The following is an 18,723-nucleotide window of genomic DNA, read 5'->3' on the forward strand; positions in this document are numbered from 1 at the left end:
GGAGCGAGACCCATGCAACTGCTGACCCTGCCGCCCTCACCCGCCCTGGCCACTTCGATTCGCGCCACCGCCCAGGTGTTCGAAGACCCGAAATCCCAGGCCCTGCTTGCGCATCTGCAACAGGTCGCGCCGAGCGAAGCCAGTGTGCTGATCATCGGCGAAACCGGCACCGGCAAAGAGTTGGTGGCGCGGCACATCCACAACCTGAGCAACCGGCGCAACCGACCGTTCATTGCGGTGAACTGCGGGGCGTTTTCCGAATCGCTGGTGGAAGCCGAACTGTTCGGCCACGAAAAAGGCGCCTTCACCGGTGCCCTCAGCGCCAAGGCCGGTTGGTTCGAAGAGGCGGATGGCGGCACTTTGTTCCTCGATGAAATCGGCGATCTGCCGATGGCGATTCAGGTCAAGTTGCTGCGGGTCTTGCAGGAGCGTGAAGTGGTGCGCCTGGGTTCGCGCAAGAGCATCCCCATCGATGTGCGGGTGCTGGCGGCAACCAACGTGCAACTGGAGAAAGCCATCAACGCCGGGCATTTCCGCGAGGATCTGTATTACCGGCTGAACGTGGTCAATCTGGAACTGAGCCCGTTGCGCGAGCGGCCCGGCGACATCCTGCCGCTGACCCGGCATTTCATCGAGGCCTACAGTCAGCGCCTGGGCTACGGACGCATCACCATCAGCCCCGGCGCCGAACACAAACTGCGCGGCTACAGTTGGCCGGGCAACATCCGCGAACTGGAAAACGTCATCCATCACACGCTGTTGATCTGCCGTAACGGCGTGATAGAACGCGACGATCTGCGCCTGTCGAACCTGCGCATCGACCGTCCCGACGATCAGCACGCGACCGCCGACGACTCACCGGAAGCGCTGCTGGAACGCGCCTTCCAGAAACTCTTCGAACAACAGGCCGGCGCCCTGCATGAGAAGGTCGAAGACGCGTTGCTGCGCGCAGCTTATCGCTTCTGCCATTACAACCAGGTGCACACCGCGTCCCTGCTCGGCCTGAGCCGCAACGTCACCCGCACGCGGCTGATCAAGATCGGCGAACTGGCGGTGAACAAGCGGCGGCCCACGGAAAACCTGCAAGGCGAGCGCTTGATCCAGCTGTCGATCTAGCCGACCAGTTGGCAGTGCAAACCGTCGTCGTGACTGCGGGCGATGCTGCTCAGCACCTGGAATGAACCGAAGGTCACGGTGCGCGCCTGATGGGTACGAATCAGTTGCCAGAAATCCTGCTCGCCGGATTCGAAACTCTGGAACGCCGCCTCCCCCGCCTCGCGGGACTGCCATTGCAGAAAGCTCAACACTCGCCGGCCATCGTCGCTGGCCTGGACGCTGGCGCTGACGAAGCCGGCGTAACGCTGGGCCAGACGTTCGGTCTGCACCGCCAGCGCCGAGACCAGCGCCGGTTGCTGGCCGGGTTCGATTTCAAATTCGATCAATTGGGTAAAGCTGCGGTTTTTCGCTGGTGCTTGCATGACATCCCCACTCTGTCAGACGAATCTTGCGATTCGAAGGCCTGCAGGGTAAAACCTCGAGTTAACTAGAGGTCAAGGGGCATTTTGCAAATGATCACTGCGGAAAATGTGCACAAACAACTGACCGTCGGCGAAGTCGCGGCCCGCAGCGGCGTGGCGGTCACCGCCCTACATTTCTATGAATCGATAGGCTTGATCAAAAGTCAGCGCAACGCCGGCAACCAGCGGCGTTATCCACGGGAAGTGCTGCGGCGGGTCGCGTTGATCAAAGTGGCGCAACGCCTGGGCATTCCGCTGGCGGAAATCGGCGAGGCGTTAAAACAGCTACCGGACAACCGCGCACCGACGGCGGCGGACTGGAAAGTGTTGTCGGAGCAGTGGCGGCGGGAGCTGGACGAGCGGATCAATCAGTTGATGCTGTTGCGGGACCGGCTGACCGGTTGCATCGGTTGCGGATGCCTGTCGATGGAAGCCTGCCCACTGCGCAATCAGGGCGATGTGCTGGGCGAGCAAGGGCCGGGGGCGCACTTTCTCGACGTACCCAAGTGAGGGTTCCCATGCCGTGGGAACCCTCAATTCGATCCATCAGAAGCCCGGCGCAATCTGCCCTTTGTAGCGGGTCAGAATGAACTGACGCACTTCATCGGAATTCAACGCCTTGGCCAGTTTCTGCAGGCCCGGGTCGTTGATGTTGTCGGGACGCGCGACCAGAAACTCGATGTACAGGCTCTTGCCTTTATCGACGATCAGCGCGCTGTTGGTGTCGATCCCGGCTTCCAGCGCGTAGTTGGCGAACACGAACGCCAGGTCCACCTGACTCACTGAACGAGCCAGCAACGCGCCTTCCAGCTCACGGATTTTCAGGTGCTTGGGGTTTTCGACGATGTCGCGCTGGGTGGCCAGGGTGTTGCTCGGATCCTTGAGCTTGATCAGCCCCGCCTCGTGCAGCAGCACCAAGGCGCGACCGGTGTTTACCGGGTCATTGGGGATCGACACGCTGGCGCCGTCCTTCAGCTCCGAGATGTTTTTGATTTTGGTCGAGTAAGCACCGAACGGTTCGATGTGCACGCCGACCACCGGCACCAGATCGGTGTGGCGAGTCTTGTTGAAATCATCGAGAAACGGCCGGTACTGGTAGTAGTTGGCGTCAAGGTTTTTCAGCGCCAGTTGCTGATTGGGCTGGATGAAGTCGGTGAAGACCTTGATATCCAGATCCACGCCTTCCTTGGCCAGGGTCGGTTTGACGAATTCGAGGATTTCCGCGTGCGGCACCGGGGTGGCACCGACGATCAGTTTTTCGTTGGCATGGGCGCCGAACGACAGAACGGCAGCCAGTACGGCCAGGGTCTTTTTCATGCTGTGCTCCAAGGCAGATTTGAGTGGCCGTCGTGGGGTGAACGTGGGGCCTTTATGGGTGAACTTGTTTTTTCAGCGTCGGCTGTAGTGCGCCACCAGGCGGTCGCCGGTCATTTGCAGGGCCTGCACCAGAATCAGCAGCAACACCACGGTGACCACCATCACGTCGGTCTGAAAGCGCTGATATCCGTAGCGGATCGCCAGATCGCCGAGCCCGCCGCCACCGATCACGCCGGCCATCGCCGTGTAATCCACCAGCACGATGGCGGTGACCGTCACCGCCGCCAGCAACCCGCCGCGGGCTTCCGGCAGCAAGGTGTGGCGAATGATTTGCCAGGTGTTGGCGCCCATCGCCTGGGTCGCCTCGACCACGCCGCGATCGACTTCGCGCAACGCGGTTTCCACCAGCCGCGCAAAGAACGGCGTGCAGCCGACCACCAGCGGCGGAATGGTCCCGGGCACGCCCAGCGACGTACCCACCAGCAGCGTGGTGAGTGGAATCAGCACGATCAGCAAAATGATGAAAGGCAGCGAACGCAGCATGTTCACGATCACCGACAGCACCCGGTACAGGCCGACCGTTTCATGCAACTGGCGCTTGCCGGTGAGAAACAACAGCAGCCCCAGCGGCAAGCCCAACAACACCGTGAACAGCAGCGCCGCGCCGAGCATGCTCAGGGTGTCGAGACAGGCCTGGGCGATGTCGGCCCAGTAAAGGTGTTTGAACCACTCGGCCATGATCAGGACCAGTCGTGGCGCGGCGGTTTGACGCCGTTGAGCAGCCAGTTGCCGACCACGTGGTACTTCCAGCGCACCGGGTCATGCAGGGTGTGGACCCGGGCGTTGCGCCAGTGGCGGTCGAAGTTGTGCTTCCTCAAGGTCGAACGGGTGCCACCGAGTTCGAACAACTTGTTGCTGGCCTCGATGGCGATTTCGGTGGTCAGCACTTTGGCCTTGGCTACCGCGAGTGACGCCAGTGCGACGTTGTCTTCATCGGGTGCCGGACGTGCGGCGTCGAGCGCCCAACCGGCGCGTTCCAGCAACGCCTCGGCGGCTTCCAGACGGATTTCCAGTGCGCCGATCTGAATGATGGTCAGCGGATCTTCGCTGGCCTTGTCCACACCCGCATCGATCCATGGCCGGGCGAACTGGCGGACAAATTCGACCGTATCGCGCAGCGCCGCACGGGCAATGCCGGCGTCGATGGCAGCGGTGGTCAACTGGGCGAACGGCCCGGCCAGGGTCGGGTTCTCGTAGGAACGGTACGTCGGAAACAGATTGAATGGCGCCACTTGCAGATTTTCCGCCAGCACCGTGCCGCTGGAGGTAGTGCGCTGGCCGATGCTGTCCCAGTCATCGACGATCACCAGCCCTTTCGTGCCGCGCTCGACGAAGGCCAACTGGCCCTTCTGTTCTTCATCCAGCGCCAGCACCGCCAGCCAGTGGGCGTAGAGCGAACCGGTGCAGTAGCCCTTGCGACCGTTGATCACAAAACCGTTGCCATAACGGCGGAGGGTCGCCTGAATGTCCTGCACATTCTTGCCGCCGGTTTCCGACAGCGCATTGGCGAAACGATGACCTTGCAGCGCCAGCTCAAAGAAATGCGCCTGCTGGGCCGGTGTGCCTTGCAGGCGGATGTCTTCGAGCAGGCAGTAATGGTTTTGCGGGATTTGCCCGAGGGACGGATCGGCGGCGGAAATGATCGCGATCACCTGCGCCAGCACCGCACAGGACACCTGCGCGCCGCCGTATTCCTTCGGCACGGTGATGCCCCACAGGCCACTGTTGGAATACAGATCGACGATCTCGGCGGGCACTTCGCGGTTGCGGTCACGCTCGGCGGCGTGTTCCTGCAAGACGGCGGCGACCTGTGCAGCCACGCGCAAGGCTTCGGCGTCGTCGGCGATCCGGTAGGCGGCCGGCGGGTTGATCGGATAAACGGCAGATTCAGACATGGATAACTCTCGGTATCGGTGTTGTACCGGGTCATTGCAGCTTCTGTGCCTGACAGACAGGCCTTGTTTTTCGGGGGTTGCAGCGGACTTTCAGGGCCTTGGACGATGAAAACCCGCGCATTCTGTTGCTTCACTGTCGATGGCAGAACAGTGCGAGGGCTGCTCGTCGGCTACTCGGCCATGGCGGCGGCACGGATCTATAGTTGAGCGACCGGCAACCCCGGCGAAGGCACACCTTCAACCTCTAATAAAAACCAGGCAACAAATAACAGGGAGTACCGCCATGAGCGTCAAACCCATTCCCGAGGGGTATCACAGCATTACCCCGTACCTCGGCATTCACAAAGCTGCCGAAGCCATCGACTTCTATAAAAAGGCGTTCGGTGCCACCGAAGTCATGCGCCTGAGCATGCCCGACGGCGGCATCGGCCACGCCGAACTGCGCATCGGCGACAGCGCGATCATGCTCGGCTCGCCATGCGATCAAGGTCCGTTGAGCAATCCGGACACAGCGGTGTCGGTCGGTCTGCATCTGTACGTGACCGATGTCGACAAATCCTTTCAGCGTGCGCTGGAGGCCGGCGCCACCTCGGTGTCCGAGGTCAAGGATCAGTTCTACGGCGACCGCAGCGGGACGTTGAAAGATCCGTACGGGCATCTGTGGTTCCTGGCCACGCGCAAGGAAGACCTGACCCAGGCGCAAATCGAGCAGCGGGCGAAGGAGATGTTCCAGCAGGGTTAGCAAAGCCAAGATGTCCATTCCCGCGCAGCGCGCGGGGATGGGCGAACACGATTCATGAACCGTCGAACCACACTTCACGTCTTGTCATGAACGCCCGGCGATTTCAGGATGCAGGCCACTCGCCTGAATAAAGGATCACCCGATGTTTGCCGGATTCGTCAAAGACCAGCGCCACGTCAACGGTGTGGACATCAGCTACCGCCTCAAAGGCAGCGGCCCGGGCCTGCTGCTGTTGCACGGGCACCCGCAGACCCACGTCATCTGGCACAAGATCGCCGAGCAACTGGCGGAGCACTTCACGGTGATCGCCGCCGACCTGCGCGGTTATGGCGACAGCAGTCGCCCGCCGGCCGATGAGGATCACCTCAACTATTCCAAACGCGAGATGGCTCGCGACGGCGTGGAATTGATGAAGGCGTTGGGCTTCGAGCAGTTCTCGATCCTTGCCCATGACCGTGGTGCGCGGGTTGCCCATCGCCTGGCGCTCGATCATCCCGAGGTTGTACAGCGCATGGTCCTGCTCGACATCGCGCCGACCCTGGCAATGTACAGCCAGACCAACGAAGCCTTTGCCCGGGCCTACTGGCACTGGTTCTTCCTGATCCGCCCGGCGCCGTTGCCGGAAACTTTGATCGAAGCCGATCCCGAAGGTTATCTGCGCAGTGTCATGGGCAGCCGCAGCGCCGGGCTTGCACCCTTTACCGACGAGGCATTCAGCGAATACCGGCGTTGCCTGGAACGTCCCGGCAGTGCTCGGGGGATCTGCGAGGATTACCGCGCCAGTGCCGGCATCGACCTGGAACATGACCGCGCCGACCTTGCTGTCGGCCGTCATCTGAACCTGCCGTTACTCGTGCTGTGGGGCGCCGGGGGCACCGTCGGTCGCTGCTTCGATCCGCTCAAGGAATGGCAACAGGTTGCCACCGACGTACGGGGCAACGCGCTGCCAGCCGGGCATTACCTCGCCGAAGAAGTGCCCGAATTGTTGCTGGCCGAAGCACTCGAATTTCTCCGCTGATTCCCCCTCCTTCAATCCGGCGGCATGCGCAGCCGGACTGCTTCGCCTCCCCCGCAAAAAATCCGCCCACGCGACAGCCACCTGCAATCGCGAAACATTTACTTTCATATGTTTTATCGGGATTTGCTTCGGTCATCCGTCTTATAGAAATGCGGGCTGGTCGCGTAGGCAAAAGCCACGACCGGCCTTTCAGGGGACTCCCGTGCTGCGAAGCCCGTAGTACCGCTCCCTCTCACTGAAACAAGACCCGTCATCATGTCGAAGAAATCCCGCTCGAAACTGTGGTTCCTGGTACACAGCTGGCTAGCGTTGCCGATCTGGTTTTTCGTTCTGATCGTCTGCGTCACCGGCACCCTGGCAGTGGTCAGCCAGGAAATCGTCTGGCTGGCCAACCCGCAAATGCGCGCCAGTGCCCCATCGGACGAAGCACCGTTGCTCAGCTACGATCAGGTCCTGGCCGCGATCAAGAAGGCCGAACCGCAGACCGTGGTGCAAAGCATCAGTCGTCCGGACGAATCGCACTTTGCCCTCGACGTCGAGGTCAGCTACCCCGACGGGCGTTCGCTGACGGTCTACGTCAACCCGTACACCGGGGTCATCCAGGGCCCCGCGCCAACCTTCAACTTCAAGGCGTTCACCCGCGCACTGCATGGCTGGTGGCTGGTGCCGTTCACCAACGGTTTCAGCTGGGGCTGGTATCTGGTGTCGTTCCTCGGCCTGCCGATGCTCGCTTCGCTGGTGACCGGGCTGGTGGTGTACAAGCGCTTCTGGAAAGGCTTTTTCCGCCCGACCCTGCGCATTCGCCACGGTGCGCGGATTTTCTGGGGCGACTTTCACCGCCTCAGCGGCATCTGGTCGATCTGGTTCATCGCGGTGATTTCCATTACCGGCGTGTGGTTCCTGATCCGCGCCCTGCTGTTCGACTTCCAGATTTCCATTTCCAGCGAACCGATCATCCCGGCGATGTCCAGGGAAAGTGTGCCGATCTCCGCCGACGGCACACCGCCACCGCGGATCAGTCTCGACTCGGCCATCGAGATCGCTCAACAAAAGATCCCGGGGCTGGAAGCCAGTTTCGTCAGCCTGCCCGGCAACGCCTACAGCCACATGAGTGTCGGTGGTCGTGGCTGGTATCCACTGATGTTCCAGACCGCCACGCTCAATCCTTACAACGGTGACATTGCCGCCTCGCGCCTGCTGTCCGACCGCTCCGCCCTGGAGTTCGTCACCGAATCGATGCGTCCGCTGCACACCGGCGATTTCGGCGGAATCTGGATCAAGCTGATCTGGTTCTTCTTCGGCCTGCTGCTGAGCATGATGGTTCTCAGCGGCCTACTGATCTGGACCAAGCGCACCGCCCTGGCCACGCTCAACGCACTCAAACGCGAAGACAAGAGAAACCGCAAGGTCGCGCCGCGATCGACGTCCCGACATGAACCTTCGGAGGTGCGTCCGTGAGCCACATTGGAATAACACCACCGTCGCGCCTGAACCGGTTCTGGCACAAATGGCGTTTCCACCTCAACGTCCTGTTGGTGCTGATCCCGCTCGGTTTCATGCCCAAATACTTCGCCGATGCTTCGCTTTTTCGTGGTGACAGCGGACTGGGTGAACGGGAGATCGGCGAAATCCAGGTCGGCCCCTGGAGCCTGCGACTGGCCGAACTGCGCAATCAGGCCCCGATCCTGACCGGCCCCGCCGGCTACATGAAAGATTTCAGCGCCGCCCTCTGCAACGCCTGTGTCGACCACGTCAAGGCGACGTACCTGCGCATCGGCAAACCTCGCAGCCTGCGCGCGGCCGGGGTGATTTTCTTCGGCACGCCGTACCGCATGGGCACCCAGTTGCCGGTGCCGGAAAAAACCGCTGCCGACGCCGAACTGTGGATCACCATGGAAGGCTGGGACGGCAGCATGCACCAGGCCTCGATTCCGCTGAGCCAGGCCTCGCCTGCCACCCTCGCCTGGCTGAACAAACAAGGAGCCAAACCATGAGTCATGCCCAACGCCCCTTCCGCCTGCACCTGAGCGCTGCCTTGGTGGTGCTGTCTGCCGGTTTCAGCACAGGCGCCCTGGCCCACAACCCGATGTGCGAGTGCAAGGCCATCGATGCCGAGCAGATCAAGTGCACCGGCGGTTTCTCCGACGGCAGCGGGGCACCGGGGGTGACCCTCGATGTGATCGGCTATGACGAAACCATTCTGGTGCCGGGCAAGCTCGGCGCCGATTCGACCCTGACCTTCAAGAAACCCGGCGCCGAGTTCTACGTGCTGTTTGACGCCGGCCCCGGTCACGTGGTCGAAATCGACCAAGCGGATATCGAAGCCCCATGACCACGCCGACCACCCAGGTTGTACGCCCGGCCGGTGCCGGGCACGAAACCCTCAATGTGCTGCTGATGTGTCTGTTGATCCTCACCGTCGCCGGATCGGTAGTCGCATGGCGCGGCGTTTCCCACGAACCGGAGCCGGTTTCCAGCCATCAACTGGACGCCCGCCGCGACCTAGGCGCCAGCGAGCAAGGCATCTATGCGGATCTGCGGGTGACCCTCGACGAGATCCACCTGTTGCGCGAAGAACAGCAAACACTGCCGACCCCGCAGAACCTGGCGGACGAAGGTTTCGCCCCGTTTGCCCAGGACGCCAGTTCGGTCAGTCGTGGTGGTCATGCCTGGCAGTTGCTGGCCGACCGCGCCTACTTCGGCCACAGCCAGGCACCAGCCGTGGCCGGTTCGTTTCTGATGCGCCTCAACGTAGCCGACGACGCTGCGCCGGACATCTGGCTCAACCGCGCCACCGACCTGCAAGCGCCAGCAGACCTGTCCGACGCAGCGCTGTCCGCCGCCGGCTGGAAACAGATCGTCGCGCAATTCGATGCCGGGGTGACCCGCGAACATCGTCATTGAACCCTCGCCTTCATTCGAGAGAAGACCGCTTGCCCATGCCTAGTTCATCTCAACGCCGTCCTTTCCTGCGCCTGCTGCTGATCGGTCTGTGCGCCTGCCTGCTGAGCCCGCTGGCCAGCGCCGATCAGGCCAAGCGCCTGCGCATCGGCATCACACTGCATCCGTATTACAGCTATGTGGCGAACATCGTCGGCGACAAGGCCGAGGTCGTGCCACTGATTCCCGCCGGTTTCAACCCGCACGCCTACGAGCCGCGCGCCGAAGACATCAAGCGCATCAGCGGGCTGGACGTGATCGTGCTCAACGGCGTCGGCCATGACGACTTCGCCGACCGCATGATCGCCGCCAGCGAAACGCCGAACATCAAGACTATCGAAGCCAACGAAAACGTGCCGTTGCTGGCCGCCACCGGGGTTGCTGCGCGCGGCGCCGGCAAAGTGGTGAACCCGCACACGTTCCTGTCGATCAGTGCCTCGATTGCCCAGGTCAACAACATCGCCCGGGAACTGGGCAAGCTCGACCCGGATAACGCCAAGACCTACACCCAGAACGCCCGCGCCTACGGCAAACGCCTGCGGCAGATGCGCGCCGACGCCCTGGCCAAACTGACCCAGGCGCCGAACGCCGAACTGCGAGTAGCCACGGTGCACGCCGCTTATGACTACCTGCTGCGCGAATTCGGTCTGGAAGTCACCGCCGTGGTCGAACCCGCCCACGGCATCGAGCCGAGCCCGAGCCAGTTGAAGAAAACCATCGATCAATTGCGGGAATTGGACGTGAAGGTGATCTTCTCCGAGATGGATTTCCCGTCCACCTACGTCGAAACCATCCAGCGCGAATCCGGTGTGAAGCTGTACCCGCTGTCGCACATTTCCTATGGCGAATACACCGCCGACAAGTACGAAAAGGAAATGACCGGCAACCTCAACACCGTGGTGCGGGCGATTCAGGAGTCCGGCGCATGACGGCTCAGGAAAACCTGTCGATAGCCAGCAGCGGCCCGACCCTGGATTTCGCCGACGTCAGCCTGACCCTCGGCCGCACGACGATCCTCGACAAAGTCACCTTCCAGGTGCAGCCCGGCAGCGTGCATGCGCTGGTCGGCCCCAACGGCGGTGGCAAGAGTTCGCTGATCAAGACCCTGCTCGGGCAGATGCCCCATCACGGCCGGCTCAGTCTGCAATGGCCCGGCGAACCCGGCACCATCGGTTACGTGCCGCAGGCGCTGGAATTCGATCGGGGTCTGCCGATGACCGTCGATGATTTTATGGCCGCCATGTGTCAGCGTCGCCCGGCCTTTCTCGGTTTGAGCAAACGCTACGCCGGCGCTATCGGTGATGCGCTGGAGCGGGTCGGCATGCAGGACAAGCGCAAGCGCCGGATGGGTGCGCTGTCCGGTGGCGAACGCCAGCGGGTACTGCTTGCTCAGGGCCTGATTCCGACACCGCAATTGCTGGTGCTGGATGAGCCGATGTCAGCCCTCGACGAAGCCGGGATCCAGGTGTTCGAACGCCTGCTCGGCGACTGGCGCGCGGCGGGCATCACGGTGCTGTGGATCGAGCACGATCTGGAAGCGGTCGGGCGTCTGGCCAATCGCGTCACCGGCCTCAACCGCCGCGTGCTGTTCGACGCCACGCCACAACAGGCCCTGACCCCGGAACGCCTGCTGACCCTGTTCTCGACCCATCCACGGAGCGCTGCCTGATGAGTTACGAAGCCTTTCGTTTGATGGTGCAAGGCTGGGCCTCTTCCGGTTACCTGCCGGAAGCCCTGGCCTATGGGTTTGTGGTCAACGCCTTGCTTGCCGGTCTGCTGATCGGCCCGGTGCTCGGTGGCCTCGGCACGCTAGTGGTGGTCAAGCGCTTCGCGTTTTTCTCCGAAGCAGTCGGTCACGCGGCGTTGACCGGCGTGGCCATCGGCATTCTGCTCGGCGAGCCCTACACCGGGCCGTACGGCAGCCTGTTCGGTTACTGCCTGCTGTTCGGCATTTTGCTCAACTACCTGCGCAACCGCACCGGTCTGGCACCCGACACATTGATTGGCGTGTTCCTGTCGGTGTCCCTCGCTTTGGGCGCCAGCCTGCTGCTGATTCTGGCGGGCAAGATCAACGTGCACATTCTGGAAAACGTGCTGTTCGGCTCGGTGCTGACCGTCAACGGCAACGACCTGCTGGTGCTGGCGATTGTCGGCTCACTGGTGATGGCGCTGGCCCTGCCGCTGTACAACCGGATCATGCTCGCCAGCTTCAATCCGCAACTGGCGGCGGTGCGCGGCGTCGCGGTGAAGACCCTGGATTACCTGTTCGTGATTCTGGTGACGCTGATTACGGTTGCTGCAGTGAAAGTCATCGGTGCGATTCTGGTCGGTGCGCTGCTGGTGATTCCGGCGGCGGCAGCACGTCTGCTTAGCCAGTCGCTCAAAGGCTTTTTCTGGTGTTCGGTGCTGATTGCCACGATCAGCACGCTGTGCGGGATTCTCGCGCCGATCGTGTTCGACCTGCCGATTCCGTCCGGCGCCGCGATCATCCTGGTCGCCGGTATCGCCTTCGCCCTCGCCGCGATTGCCCGGGGCGTCGTCCCCAGTCTGAAAGGGAACCTTGGATAAATGGCTTTTTCATTACGAAAACTGACTCTGGCAATCGCCCTCAGCGGTGCAGTTTCAAGCCCTCTGCTGGCTGCCGAGAAACCGTTGCGAGTGCTGGCCTCGTTGCCCATCACTTATGGTCTGGGTGAAGTCCTGCTCAAGGGCACCGACATCAGCCTCGAACGTGCGGCGCCAGCGAATCTGCCGGGCAGCCGCCAGACCGCCTATTTCACCGGTCGCGGCGCCCCGGCGCTGAGCAAACTGGCCACTGGCGCCGATGCCGTGATCGGCGTGCGCTCGCTGTGGGCCGATGATCCGCTGTATCCGATCGCCCGCCGCAGCAACATCCGCATCGTCGAAGTCGACGCCGCCCGCCCTGTGGACGGCGCCCTGCCCGGCATTGCCGTACAACCGGGGCTCAAGGTCGACGGTTTGAACAGCCAGCCGTGGCTGGCGAGCAACAACATGGGTCGCATGGCCGACGTGATGGCGGCAGACTTGGTGCGCCTGGCACCGAAGGACAAACCGAAGATCGAGGCCAATCTGGCGGCACTGAAACAGCGCCTGCTGAAACTCAGTGCCGACAGCGAGGCGCGTCTGGCCAGTGCCGACAACCTGAGCGTGATGAGCCTGAGCGATCACTTCGGTTACCTGATCGGCAGCCTCAATCTGGAATTGATCGGACAGGATGCCCGCGCGGATGCCGAATGGACGCCGGAGGATCTGAAAAAACTCACCGCCACCCTGAAAGACAATGACGTGGCAGTGGTGCTGCACCATCGGCAGCCGTCGGACGCGGTGAAAGCGGCGATTGCCGAATCGGGCAGTCATCTGCTGGTGCTGAGCACCGATGCAGCGGATCCGGTGGCAGAGCTGGAAGGCAATGTGGATGTGCTGCTCAAGGGCCTGAGCGGCGCCTAAGGCCAGTTGCCCCCCGTTGATCGTTCCCACGCTCCGCGTGGGAATGCAGCCCGGGACGCTCCGCGTCCCTTGCGAAGCGGACGCGGAGCGTCCAATGAGGCATTCCCACGCAGAGCGTGGGAACGATCACCGTCTGGGTGGGAACGATCGACATGAAAAAACCCGCTGACCGTTCCCGGTTCAGCGGGTTTCTTTTTGCCTGAAGACTTACTGTGCAGCCGCTTGCGCTTCCATCTTCTGGCGCAGGCTCAGCGGACGCATGTCGGTCCAGACTTCTTCGATGTAGGCCAGGCATTCCTTTTTCAGGCCACTCTTGCCGACGGTGCGCCAGCCTTCCGGCACGGCCTTGTAGTCCGGCCAGATCGAATACTGCTCTTCGTGGTTGACCACGACTTGAAAGAGGATGTCCTCGCGGTCGAATACTGACGTCATGCTGTGTCTCCATCGCTGTAAGGGTGGGCTGCACGACGGGTGCAGCCGGGTATGTAGAAAGAACGTTCGACGCGGCGAAAAATTTACAGGCCGGCGGTCGCGGCGCTCAACGCACGGCCGAAGATCTCGGCGACGCGGTCGATTTCCGCGGCGGTGATCACCAGCGGCGGCAGGAATCGCACCACCGCACCATGCCGACCGCCCAGCTCCAGAATCAGCCCGCGCTTGAGGCATTCGCGCTGAACCAGCGGCGCCAGACGCGCAAACGCCGGTGGATGGCCCAGTGCGTCCGGCGTGCCGTTCGGATCGACCAGTTCGACACCGAGCATCAGGCCACGACCGCGAATGTCGCCCAGCTGCGGGAAGTCACGCTGCAGGATGTGCAGATGCTCGCTCAGGCGTTCGCCCATGGCGGCGGCGTGTTCGCAGACCTTGTGCTCGACCAGGTAACGCATCACGGCAGAGCCGGCGGCCATCGCCATCTGATTGCCACGGAACGTACCGGCGTGGGCGCCCGGCTGCCAGGTGTCGAGCCAGTCGCGATAAACCACCACGGCCAGCGGCAGGCTGCCGCCGATGGCTTTGGACAGCACCACCACGTCCGGGGTGATGCCGGCGTGCTCGAAGGCAAACATCTTGCCGGTACGGGCGAAACCGCTCTGGATTTCGTCGATGATCAATGCGACGCCGGCCTTCTCGGTGATGCGGCGCAGACCGCGCAGCCACTCGATGTCAGCCGGGATCACACCGCCCTCGCCCTGCACCGCTTCAACGATGACTGCGGCCGGCAATTGCACGCCGGCCTCGGGATCATTGAGCAGGTTTTCCAGGTAACTCAGGTTGGCCTTCACACCCGCCGCGCCACCGAGGCCGAACGGGCAGCGGTAGTCGTACGGGAACGGCATGAATTGCACGCCGGTGCTGAGCAATGCGCCCAACGGTTTCTTCGGACCGAGGCTGCCCATCAGACTCAAGGCGCCCTGGCTCATGCCGTGATAACCGCCGGAAAACGACAGTACGGTGCTGCGCCCGGTGGCGGTGCGCACCAGTTTCAGCGCAGCTTCCACGGCGTCGGTGCCGGTCGGGCCGCAGAACTGGATTTTCGCTTCCTTGGCCAATGCTGGAGGCAGCAGGCCGAACAGGTCCTGAACGAATTGGTCTTTCACCGGCGTGGTCAGGTCCAGGGTGTGCAGCGGCAGCTCATCGGCCAGCACCTGCTGGATCGCCTCGATCACCACCGGGTGGTTATGCCCCAGCGCCAGAGTGCCGGCACCGGCCAGGCAATCGATGAAGGTACGGCCTTCGACGTCTTCGACGTACAGGCCCTTGGCGCGCTTCAGTGCCAGCGGAATTCGGCGCGGGTAGCTGCGGGCATTGGATTCCTGCTGGCTCTGCCGGGCCAGCAACGGTGATTCATTGAACTGATACAGCGTTTCAGCCGGCGCGGAGGCGATCCGGGCCGACGACTCTTCAATAAGACTGGTGGCGACTGACATCTCTCGACCCCTCAATACGCTATGGATAGTGACCAAAACTGCACACCGGGCAGGTGCGCGTTCCGGTCGCGGGGCGCACATGCAGGTTTTCCTGTTCTGGAAACGCACCAGCGTGTCGAGGATTTACACCCTTGATCGAATGTCAGGCCGACAATGCCAGCGGCTTGTGCATCGGCAGGCTCAAAACGCCGTGATGCGTGAAGGCAGACGCCGCTTCGCGATACCCCAGGCGCCGGTAGAACGCCTCGCCGGTTCGCGTGCTGGCGAGCGTGACGCAAGGCCGGCCGCGAATCCTCAGCCAACCCTCGAGATCGCCCACCAGCGCGCGGCCCGCGCCCCGACGAAACCACTCCGGCTGCACATGACAAAACGTGATCTCGCCATTGGCGGCGGCCATGCCGACCCCGACCGGCTTATCGTGAAGAAGCGCGATATTCAGATAGAGATGCGGATCGGCGAGCCAGCCGCTGATGTGTTCCGCCGATTGTCGGCGAACCCAGCGGTCGACCAGTTGGGGATCGTTGCGATGATCGAGCGCGCAACCGACACGAATAGAGCGCTCGAGAATCCGGCTGATGATGCCGGCGTCGGCGGGTGTGGCGGGACAGATGTGGATGGGTGCTTCCATGGCGCTGTTTCCCTCAATCCATTGAGTCAAAGGCTGGGGCGACAATAACGTCGCGGCCGGCGGATGACTAATGGAGAGAGGTTACATTTGATGTGCCTGGCAACCTTTCAGACCGGTTGCAGCGGCATCGTCAGCTCGACCCGCAAACCATCCGGGCGGCTGTCGAAATGCAAGGTGCAGGCGCAGCGCTGAACGATGGCCTGGACAATCGCCAGCCCCAGTCCGCAGCCGGTGCTCTGGCCGTTGCGCCAGAAGCGCTGGGTCAAGTGTTGCAGATCGTCCGGGGCAATCCCCGGCCCATGATCGCGCACCACGAAACGCACACGATTGGCGATGGTTTCCAGGCTCAACTCCACCGCGCCGTCGGTCGGCGTGTGGCGCAGGGCGTTGTCCAACAGATTACGCAGAGCCGCGATCGACAGCACCGCCGGCATTTGCAGGGGCGCATCGGACAATCGCTCAGGCAGGTGCAGCTTGATGCGCTGGCGCTGGTCACTGGCCGAATCCTGAATCGCCAGTTTCGCCACCTGTTCGGCGCTGCACTGCACACCGTCGTCGAACGACAGACTGCCCTCGACCCGCGCCAGCAACAGCAATTGCTCAAGGGTCCGGTGCAGGCGGTCGGCGCCCTCCTCGGCCCGGGCCAGGGACTGATCGCGGGCGTTGCCTTCGGTCATGCGCGCCACTTGCAGGTGGGTCTTGATCGCCGTCAGCGGGCTGCGCAGTTCATGGGCGGCATCGCCGGTCAGGCGACGTTCGCGTTCGATGGTCTTGCCGATGCGCTGGAACAACTGGTTCTGGGTTTCGAGCAGCGGTTTCAATTCGCTGGGGAATGACTGCAACGGCAAAGGTTCGAGCGAATCCGCGTTGCGACGCATCAAGGCTTCACGCAAGCGATTGAGCGGCGCCAGGCCCTGACCGATCCCCAGCCACAACAGGCACAGGCAGCCGAGCAGCGCCACGCCCACCGGCACCGAGGCCGCCAGCAGGATCGACATGTTCAGGGCTTCGCGCTCGATGACCCGGTCGGCAGTGGTAATTCGCACATCGCCCCGAGCCAGGGTGAAGCTGCGCCAAGGCGCGCCATCGATCATCTGATCGTGAAAACCCATTTTCTGCGCTTCCAGCGCCTGTTCCGGATTGTTGTGGCTGCGGGCAAGAATTTCCCCGCGCAACGAGCTGACCTGACAGGCCATGCCGCCGGGAATGTTCAGTTGCTCGGCGCTGAAGTGAGTGCCTTCGCCTTTGCTCGGGATGGCCGGCAATTGTTCCAGCAATCCGGCGACCATCCGCGCCGACGCCACCAGGCGCTGGTCGAGGGAAAACATCATCTGGTTACGCAGGTCGCTGAGCATCCAGGCGGCCGCCAGTGCCCAGATCAGCGCGAACGCGGCGCCGAGGGTCAGGCTCAGACGCAGGCGCAGACTCATCACTTGTCAGTTTCTCCGCCATCGGCCGGGCCCAGGCGATAACCCAGACCGCGCACGGTTTCGACGATGCCCTTGCCAAGTTTGCTGCGCAGGTGATGGATGTGCACGTTGAGCGCGTTGCTCTCCAGCTCATCGTTGAAACCGTAGACGCTGTCCTTCAATTGCTCGGTGGACAGCACCCGGCCACGGTTGTGCAGCAAGGCTTGCAGCAGGGATTGTTCACGACGGGACAGGTCCACCGGACGGCCCGCCAGCGTGGTTTCACGGCTGCTCGGGTCGTAGGTCAGCGCACCGTGTTCGATCAGGTTGACACTGCGCCCGGCTACCCGGCGCAGCAGGGTTTGCAGACGCGCGAACAATTCGCGCAGATCGAAAGGCTTAAGCAGATAGTCGTCGGCACCGGACTGCAAACCGTCGACACGGTCGGTGACCGAATCCCGCGCGGTGAGGATCAGCACCGGAATTTCCAGCCCTTGCTGACGCAGTTGTTGCAGCAGTTTGAGGCCATCTTCGTCCGGCAGGCCGAGATCGAGCACCATCACGTCGAACTCGGCAACCTTGAGAATCGCCCGCGCCTTGGAGGCGGTGTTGACGTGCTCGACCGTCAGGCCTTGCGCCGTCAGCCCGGCGACGATCCCGCTGGCGATCAACTCATCGTCTTCGCAAACCAGTACGTGCATGGGAGCTCCATGAGAAAAAAAGCGATTCAAGCAGGAGAGGATTAAGCGGCAATTATGGACACTGCCCGCGCCAAGGAAAAGCATGATCCCGATGTATACGACTGCGGGCAGTGGTTTTCTCAATAGCGACTATTGCAATGACAACTAAAAAACCAACAGACAATAATTTATCAAGTTCAAAGCGACACAAATGGTAATCACAAAATCAGTGCGCAAAAGTTATTTATAGCGATAACCTTCAACTGCAGAACATACAAACACCACACTCACTACAAAACCAAACAACCATTATTTATTCCAAGGAACTATCAAATGTCCAAACTCAACAACTTTGTTGCTATTGACTGGCGCTCCGGCCCTGACCGGATTTACTTTTTCTTCAAAGATACTGAAACCTTTTCCTGCTACAACAATGGCGACGAAGAAGTACCCGGCGAATATCCAAAACCGATCAAGGGGCACTGGGAAGGGTTCGATGCCTATGCCAAGCACCTGCGGTTCGGCTTCACCCAGACCCAGGCGGGCGACAAGGATATTGTCTGGTTATTCTTTTACAATGGTGATCGCCCAATGGTTTGTGCCTATAACCAGGACACCGGAAAGGCTGATGCCTTTTACAATCTTTCCAACTCCCTGTGGACGCCGATCCTGCCCTACTTCGACAGAATCGTTGCCGGTACTTGGCTGGAAGCCATCGGATACAAAAATCTGTTTCGCTTCTTGTTGAATGACGGGACCCACTTGACGCTGGATACTGTAACGCGAAAAGTAAATCACCATCCAACAGCAGTACTGCCCGGACTTGAACTTTATAAAGATCGCCTTGTTACCGCGGCTCAGATTGATCCGACCTTTAGCGACAACCTCTGGTATATCTTCCTGACCAATGACCAGTTCGTGGTTTACAACATGCAGAAAGGCCGAGTCGAGGGTGGTGTGCACAACGTGAGCGGTACATTCGCCGGGCTGACACGGGGTCTCTGACTCCATCATTCGTTTGCAATACTGCAGCGTCTCGCAGGTTTGACGCATGGATATACCCGGTTAATCACCGGTTAATCGCCGCCGCCCATTGTGCCCCTCAATTGCACAGGGACAAG

The 18,723-nt window shown here is 61.7% G+C and carries 22 protein-coding genes; 13 read left to right on the top strand and 9 right to left on the bottom strand.

What is annotated here, in order from left to right:
• The first annotated feature begins 12 nt into the window (after window positions 1–12).
• Window positions 13–1,116: a sigma-54 dependent transcriptional regulator gene (locus GQX66_RS08940; RefSeq protein ID WP_127799091.1), complete on the top strand. Its 1,104-nt coding sequence runs from the start codon at window positions 13–15 to the stop codon at window positions 1,114–1,116.
• Here GQX66_RS08940 and GQX66_RS08945 read toward each other — a convergent pair.
• The gene (locus GQX66_RS08945) at window positions 1,113–1,478 is read right to left on the bottom strand and encodes an antibiotic biosynthesis monooxygenase (RefSeq protein ID WP_085744915.1); all 366 of its coding nucleotides are present in this window, start codon (window positions 1,476–1,478) and stop codon (window positions 1,113–1,115) included. The two genes, GQX66_RS08940 and GQX66_RS08945, sit on opposite strands and share 4 nt — an antisense overlap.
• A gap of 90 nt (window positions 1,479–1,568) precedes the next feature.
• Here GQX66_RS08945 and soxR point away from each other — a divergent pair, with 90 nt between their 5' ends.
• Window positions 1,569–2,027: a redox-sensitive transcriptional activator SoxR gene (gene soxR / locus GQX66_RS08950; RefSeq protein WP_085744916.1), complete on the top strand. Its 459-nt coding sequence runs from the start codon at window positions 1,569–1,571 to the stop codon at window positions 2,025–2,027.
• 36 nt (window positions 2,028–2,063) lie between these two features.
• On the opposite strand, the gene GQX66_RS08955 is transcribed toward soxR, so the two are convergent.
• The 3 genes from GQX66_RS08955 to GQX66_RS08965 form a co-directional block, all read right to left on the bottom strand.
• Window positions 2,064–2,834, bottom strand: a complete 771-nt coding sequence (locus tag GQX66_RS08955; RefSeq protein WP_240868251.1) for a MetQ/NlpA family ABC transporter substrate-binding protein — start codon at window positions 2,832–2,834, stop codon at window positions 2,064–2,066.
• Window positions 2,835–2,906: 72 nt separating this feature from the next.
• Window positions 2,907–3,572 carry a methionine ABC transporter permease gene (locus GQX66_RS08960; protein WP_129973792.1) on the bottom strand — a complete coding sequence of 222 codons (666 nt, stop codon included), beginning with the start codon at window positions 3,570–3,572 and terminating at the stop codon, window positions 2,907–2,909.
• 2 nt (window positions 3,573–3,574) lie between these two features.
• Entirely contained in the window at window positions 3,575–4,789 is a 1,215-nt protein-coding gene (locus GQX66_RS08965; protein WP_240868277.1) for an SfnB family sulfur acquisition oxidoreductase, read from the bottom strand.
• A gap of 283 nt (window positions 4,790–5,072) precedes the next feature.
• Here GQX66_RS08965 and GQX66_RS08970 point away from each other — a divergent pair, with 283 nt between their 5' ends.
• From GQX66_RS08970 to GQX66_RS09015, 10 genes are all read left to right on the top strand, one after another.
• Window positions 5,073–5,531: a VOC family protein gene (locus tag GQX66_RS08970; RefSeq protein ID WP_085744920.1), complete on the top strand. Its 459-nt coding sequence runs from the start codon at window positions 5,073–5,075 to the stop codon at window positions 5,529–5,531.
• Window positions 5,532–5,673: 142 nt separating this feature from the next.
• Window positions 5,674–6,549 (top strand): alpha/beta hydrolase, encoded by an 876-nt coding sequence (locus GQX66_RS08975; protein WP_240868280.1) that lies wholly within the window; start codon window positions 5,674–5,676, stop codon window positions 6,547–6,549.
• A gap of 255 nt (window positions 6,550–6,804) precedes the next feature.
• Window positions 6,805–8,007 carry a PepSY domain-containing protein gene (locus GQX66_RS08980; protein ID WP_134021144.1) on the top strand — a complete coding sequence of 401 codons (1,203 nt, stop codon included), beginning with the start codon at window positions 6,805–6,807 and terminating at the stop codon, window positions 8,005–8,007.
• Complete coding sequence (locus tag GQX66_RS08985; RefSeq protein ID WP_240868301.1) at window positions 8,004–8,543, top strand: thiamine pyrophosphate-binding protein; 540 nt, start codon at window positions 8,004–8,006, stop codon at window positions 8,541–8,543. The genes GQX66_RS08980 and GQX66_RS08985 overlap by 4 nt, the downstream gene beginning before the upstream one ends.
• Window positions 8,540–8,881, top strand: coding sequence for a hypothetical protein (locus GQX66_RS08990; protein WP_085612248.1), 342 nt, complete (start codon window positions 8,540–8,542; stop codon window positions 8,879–8,881). The genes GQX66_RS08985 and GQX66_RS08990 overlap by 4 nt, the downstream gene beginning before the upstream one ends.
• A complete protein-coding gene (locus GQX66_RS08995) occupies window positions 8,878–9,453 on the top strand; it encodes a DUF6162 family protein (RefSeq protein ID WP_085744925.1) in 576 nt (191 codons plus the stop codon). Before GQX66_RS08990 ends, GQX66_RS08995 begins: the two co-directional genes overlap by 4 nt.
• 35 nt (window positions 9,454–9,488) lie before the next feature.
• Complete coding sequence (locus GQX66_RS09000; RefSeq protein WP_064598220.1) at window positions 9,489–10,418, top strand: metal ABC transporter substrate-binding protein; 930 nt, start codon at window positions 9,489–9,491, stop codon at window positions 10,416–10,418.
• Window positions 10,415–11,158 carry a metal ABC transporter ATP-binding protein gene (locus tag GQX66_RS09005; protein WP_240868315.1) on the top strand — a complete coding sequence of 248 codons (744 nt, stop codon included), beginning with the start codon at window positions 10,415–10,417 and terminating at the stop codon, window positions 11,156–11,158. The genes GQX66_RS09000 and GQX66_RS09005 overlap by 4 nt, the downstream gene beginning before the upstream one ends.
• A complete protein-coding gene (locus tag GQX66_RS09010; RefSeq protein WP_033059198.1) occupies window positions 11,158–12,057 on the top strand; it encodes a metal ABC transporter permease in 900 nt (299 codons plus the stop codon). The genes GQX66_RS09005 and GQX66_RS09010 overlap by 1 nt, the downstream gene beginning before the upstream one ends.
• Window positions 12,058–12,957: a zinc ABC transporter substrate-binding protein gene (locus GQX66_RS09015; RefSeq protein WP_134021152.1), complete on the top strand. Its 900-nt coding sequence runs from the start codon at window positions 12,058–12,060 to the stop codon at window positions 12,955–12,957.
• 207 nt (window positions 12,958–13,164) lie between these two features.
• Here GQX66_RS09015 and GQX66_RS09020 read toward each other — a convergent pair whose 3' ends face one another.
• The 5 genes from GQX66_RS09020 to GQX66_RS09040 all read right to left on the bottom strand — a co-directional run bounded on the left by GQX66_RS09020 (window position 13,165) and on the right by GQX66_RS09040 (window position 17,623).
• Complete coding sequence (locus GQX66_RS09020; protein WP_007917715.1) at window positions 13,165–13,389, bottom strand: MbtH family protein; 225 nt, start codon at window positions 13,387–13,389, stop codon at window positions 13,165–13,167.
• A gap of 83 nt (window positions 13,390–13,472) precedes the next feature.
• A complete protein-coding gene (locus GQX66_RS09025; RefSeq protein ID WP_085744929.1) occupies window positions 13,473–14,885 on the bottom strand; it encodes an aspartate aminotransferase family protein in 1,413 nt (470 codons plus the stop codon).
• Window positions 14,886–15,027: 142 nt separating this feature from the next.
• Window positions 15,028–15,513 carry a GNAT family N-acetyltransferase gene (locus GQX66_RS09030; protein WP_085744930.1) on the bottom strand — a complete coding sequence of 162 codons (486 nt, stop codon included), beginning with the start codon at window positions 15,511–15,513 and terminating at the stop codon, window positions 15,028–15,030.
• Window positions 15,514–15,620: 107 nt separating this feature from the next.
• Window positions 15,621–16,943 (bottom strand): ATP-binding protein, encoded by a 1,323-nt coding sequence (locus tag GQX66_RS09035; RefSeq protein WP_240868318.1) that lies wholly within the window; start codon window positions 16,941–16,943, stop codon window positions 15,621–15,623.
• Complete coding sequence (locus tag GQX66_RS09040) at window positions 16,943–17,623, bottom strand: response regulator (protein WP_064378569.1); 681 nt, start codon at window positions 17,621–17,623, stop codon at window positions 16,943–16,945. Before GQX66_RS09040 ends, GQX66_RS09035 begins: the two co-directional genes overlap by 1 nt.
• A gap of 312 nt (window positions 17,624–17,935) precedes the next feature.
• Here GQX66_RS09040 and GQX66_RS09045 point away from each other — a divergent pair, with 312 nt between their 5' ends.
• The gene (locus tag GQX66_RS09045) at window positions 17,936–18,607 is read left to right on the top strand and encodes a hypothetical protein (RefSeq protein ID WP_085744932.1); all 672 of its coding nucleotides are present in this window, start codon (window positions 17,936–17,938) and stop codon (window positions 18,605–18,607) included.
• Window positions 18,608–18,723 lie beyond the last annotated feature (116 nt).

Source organism: Pseudomonas sp. B707 (assembly GCF_022496685.1).
Lineage (GTDB): Bacteria > Pseudomonadota > Gammaproteobacteria > Pseudomonadales > Pseudomonadaceae > Aquipseudomonas > Aquipseudomonas paraglycinae.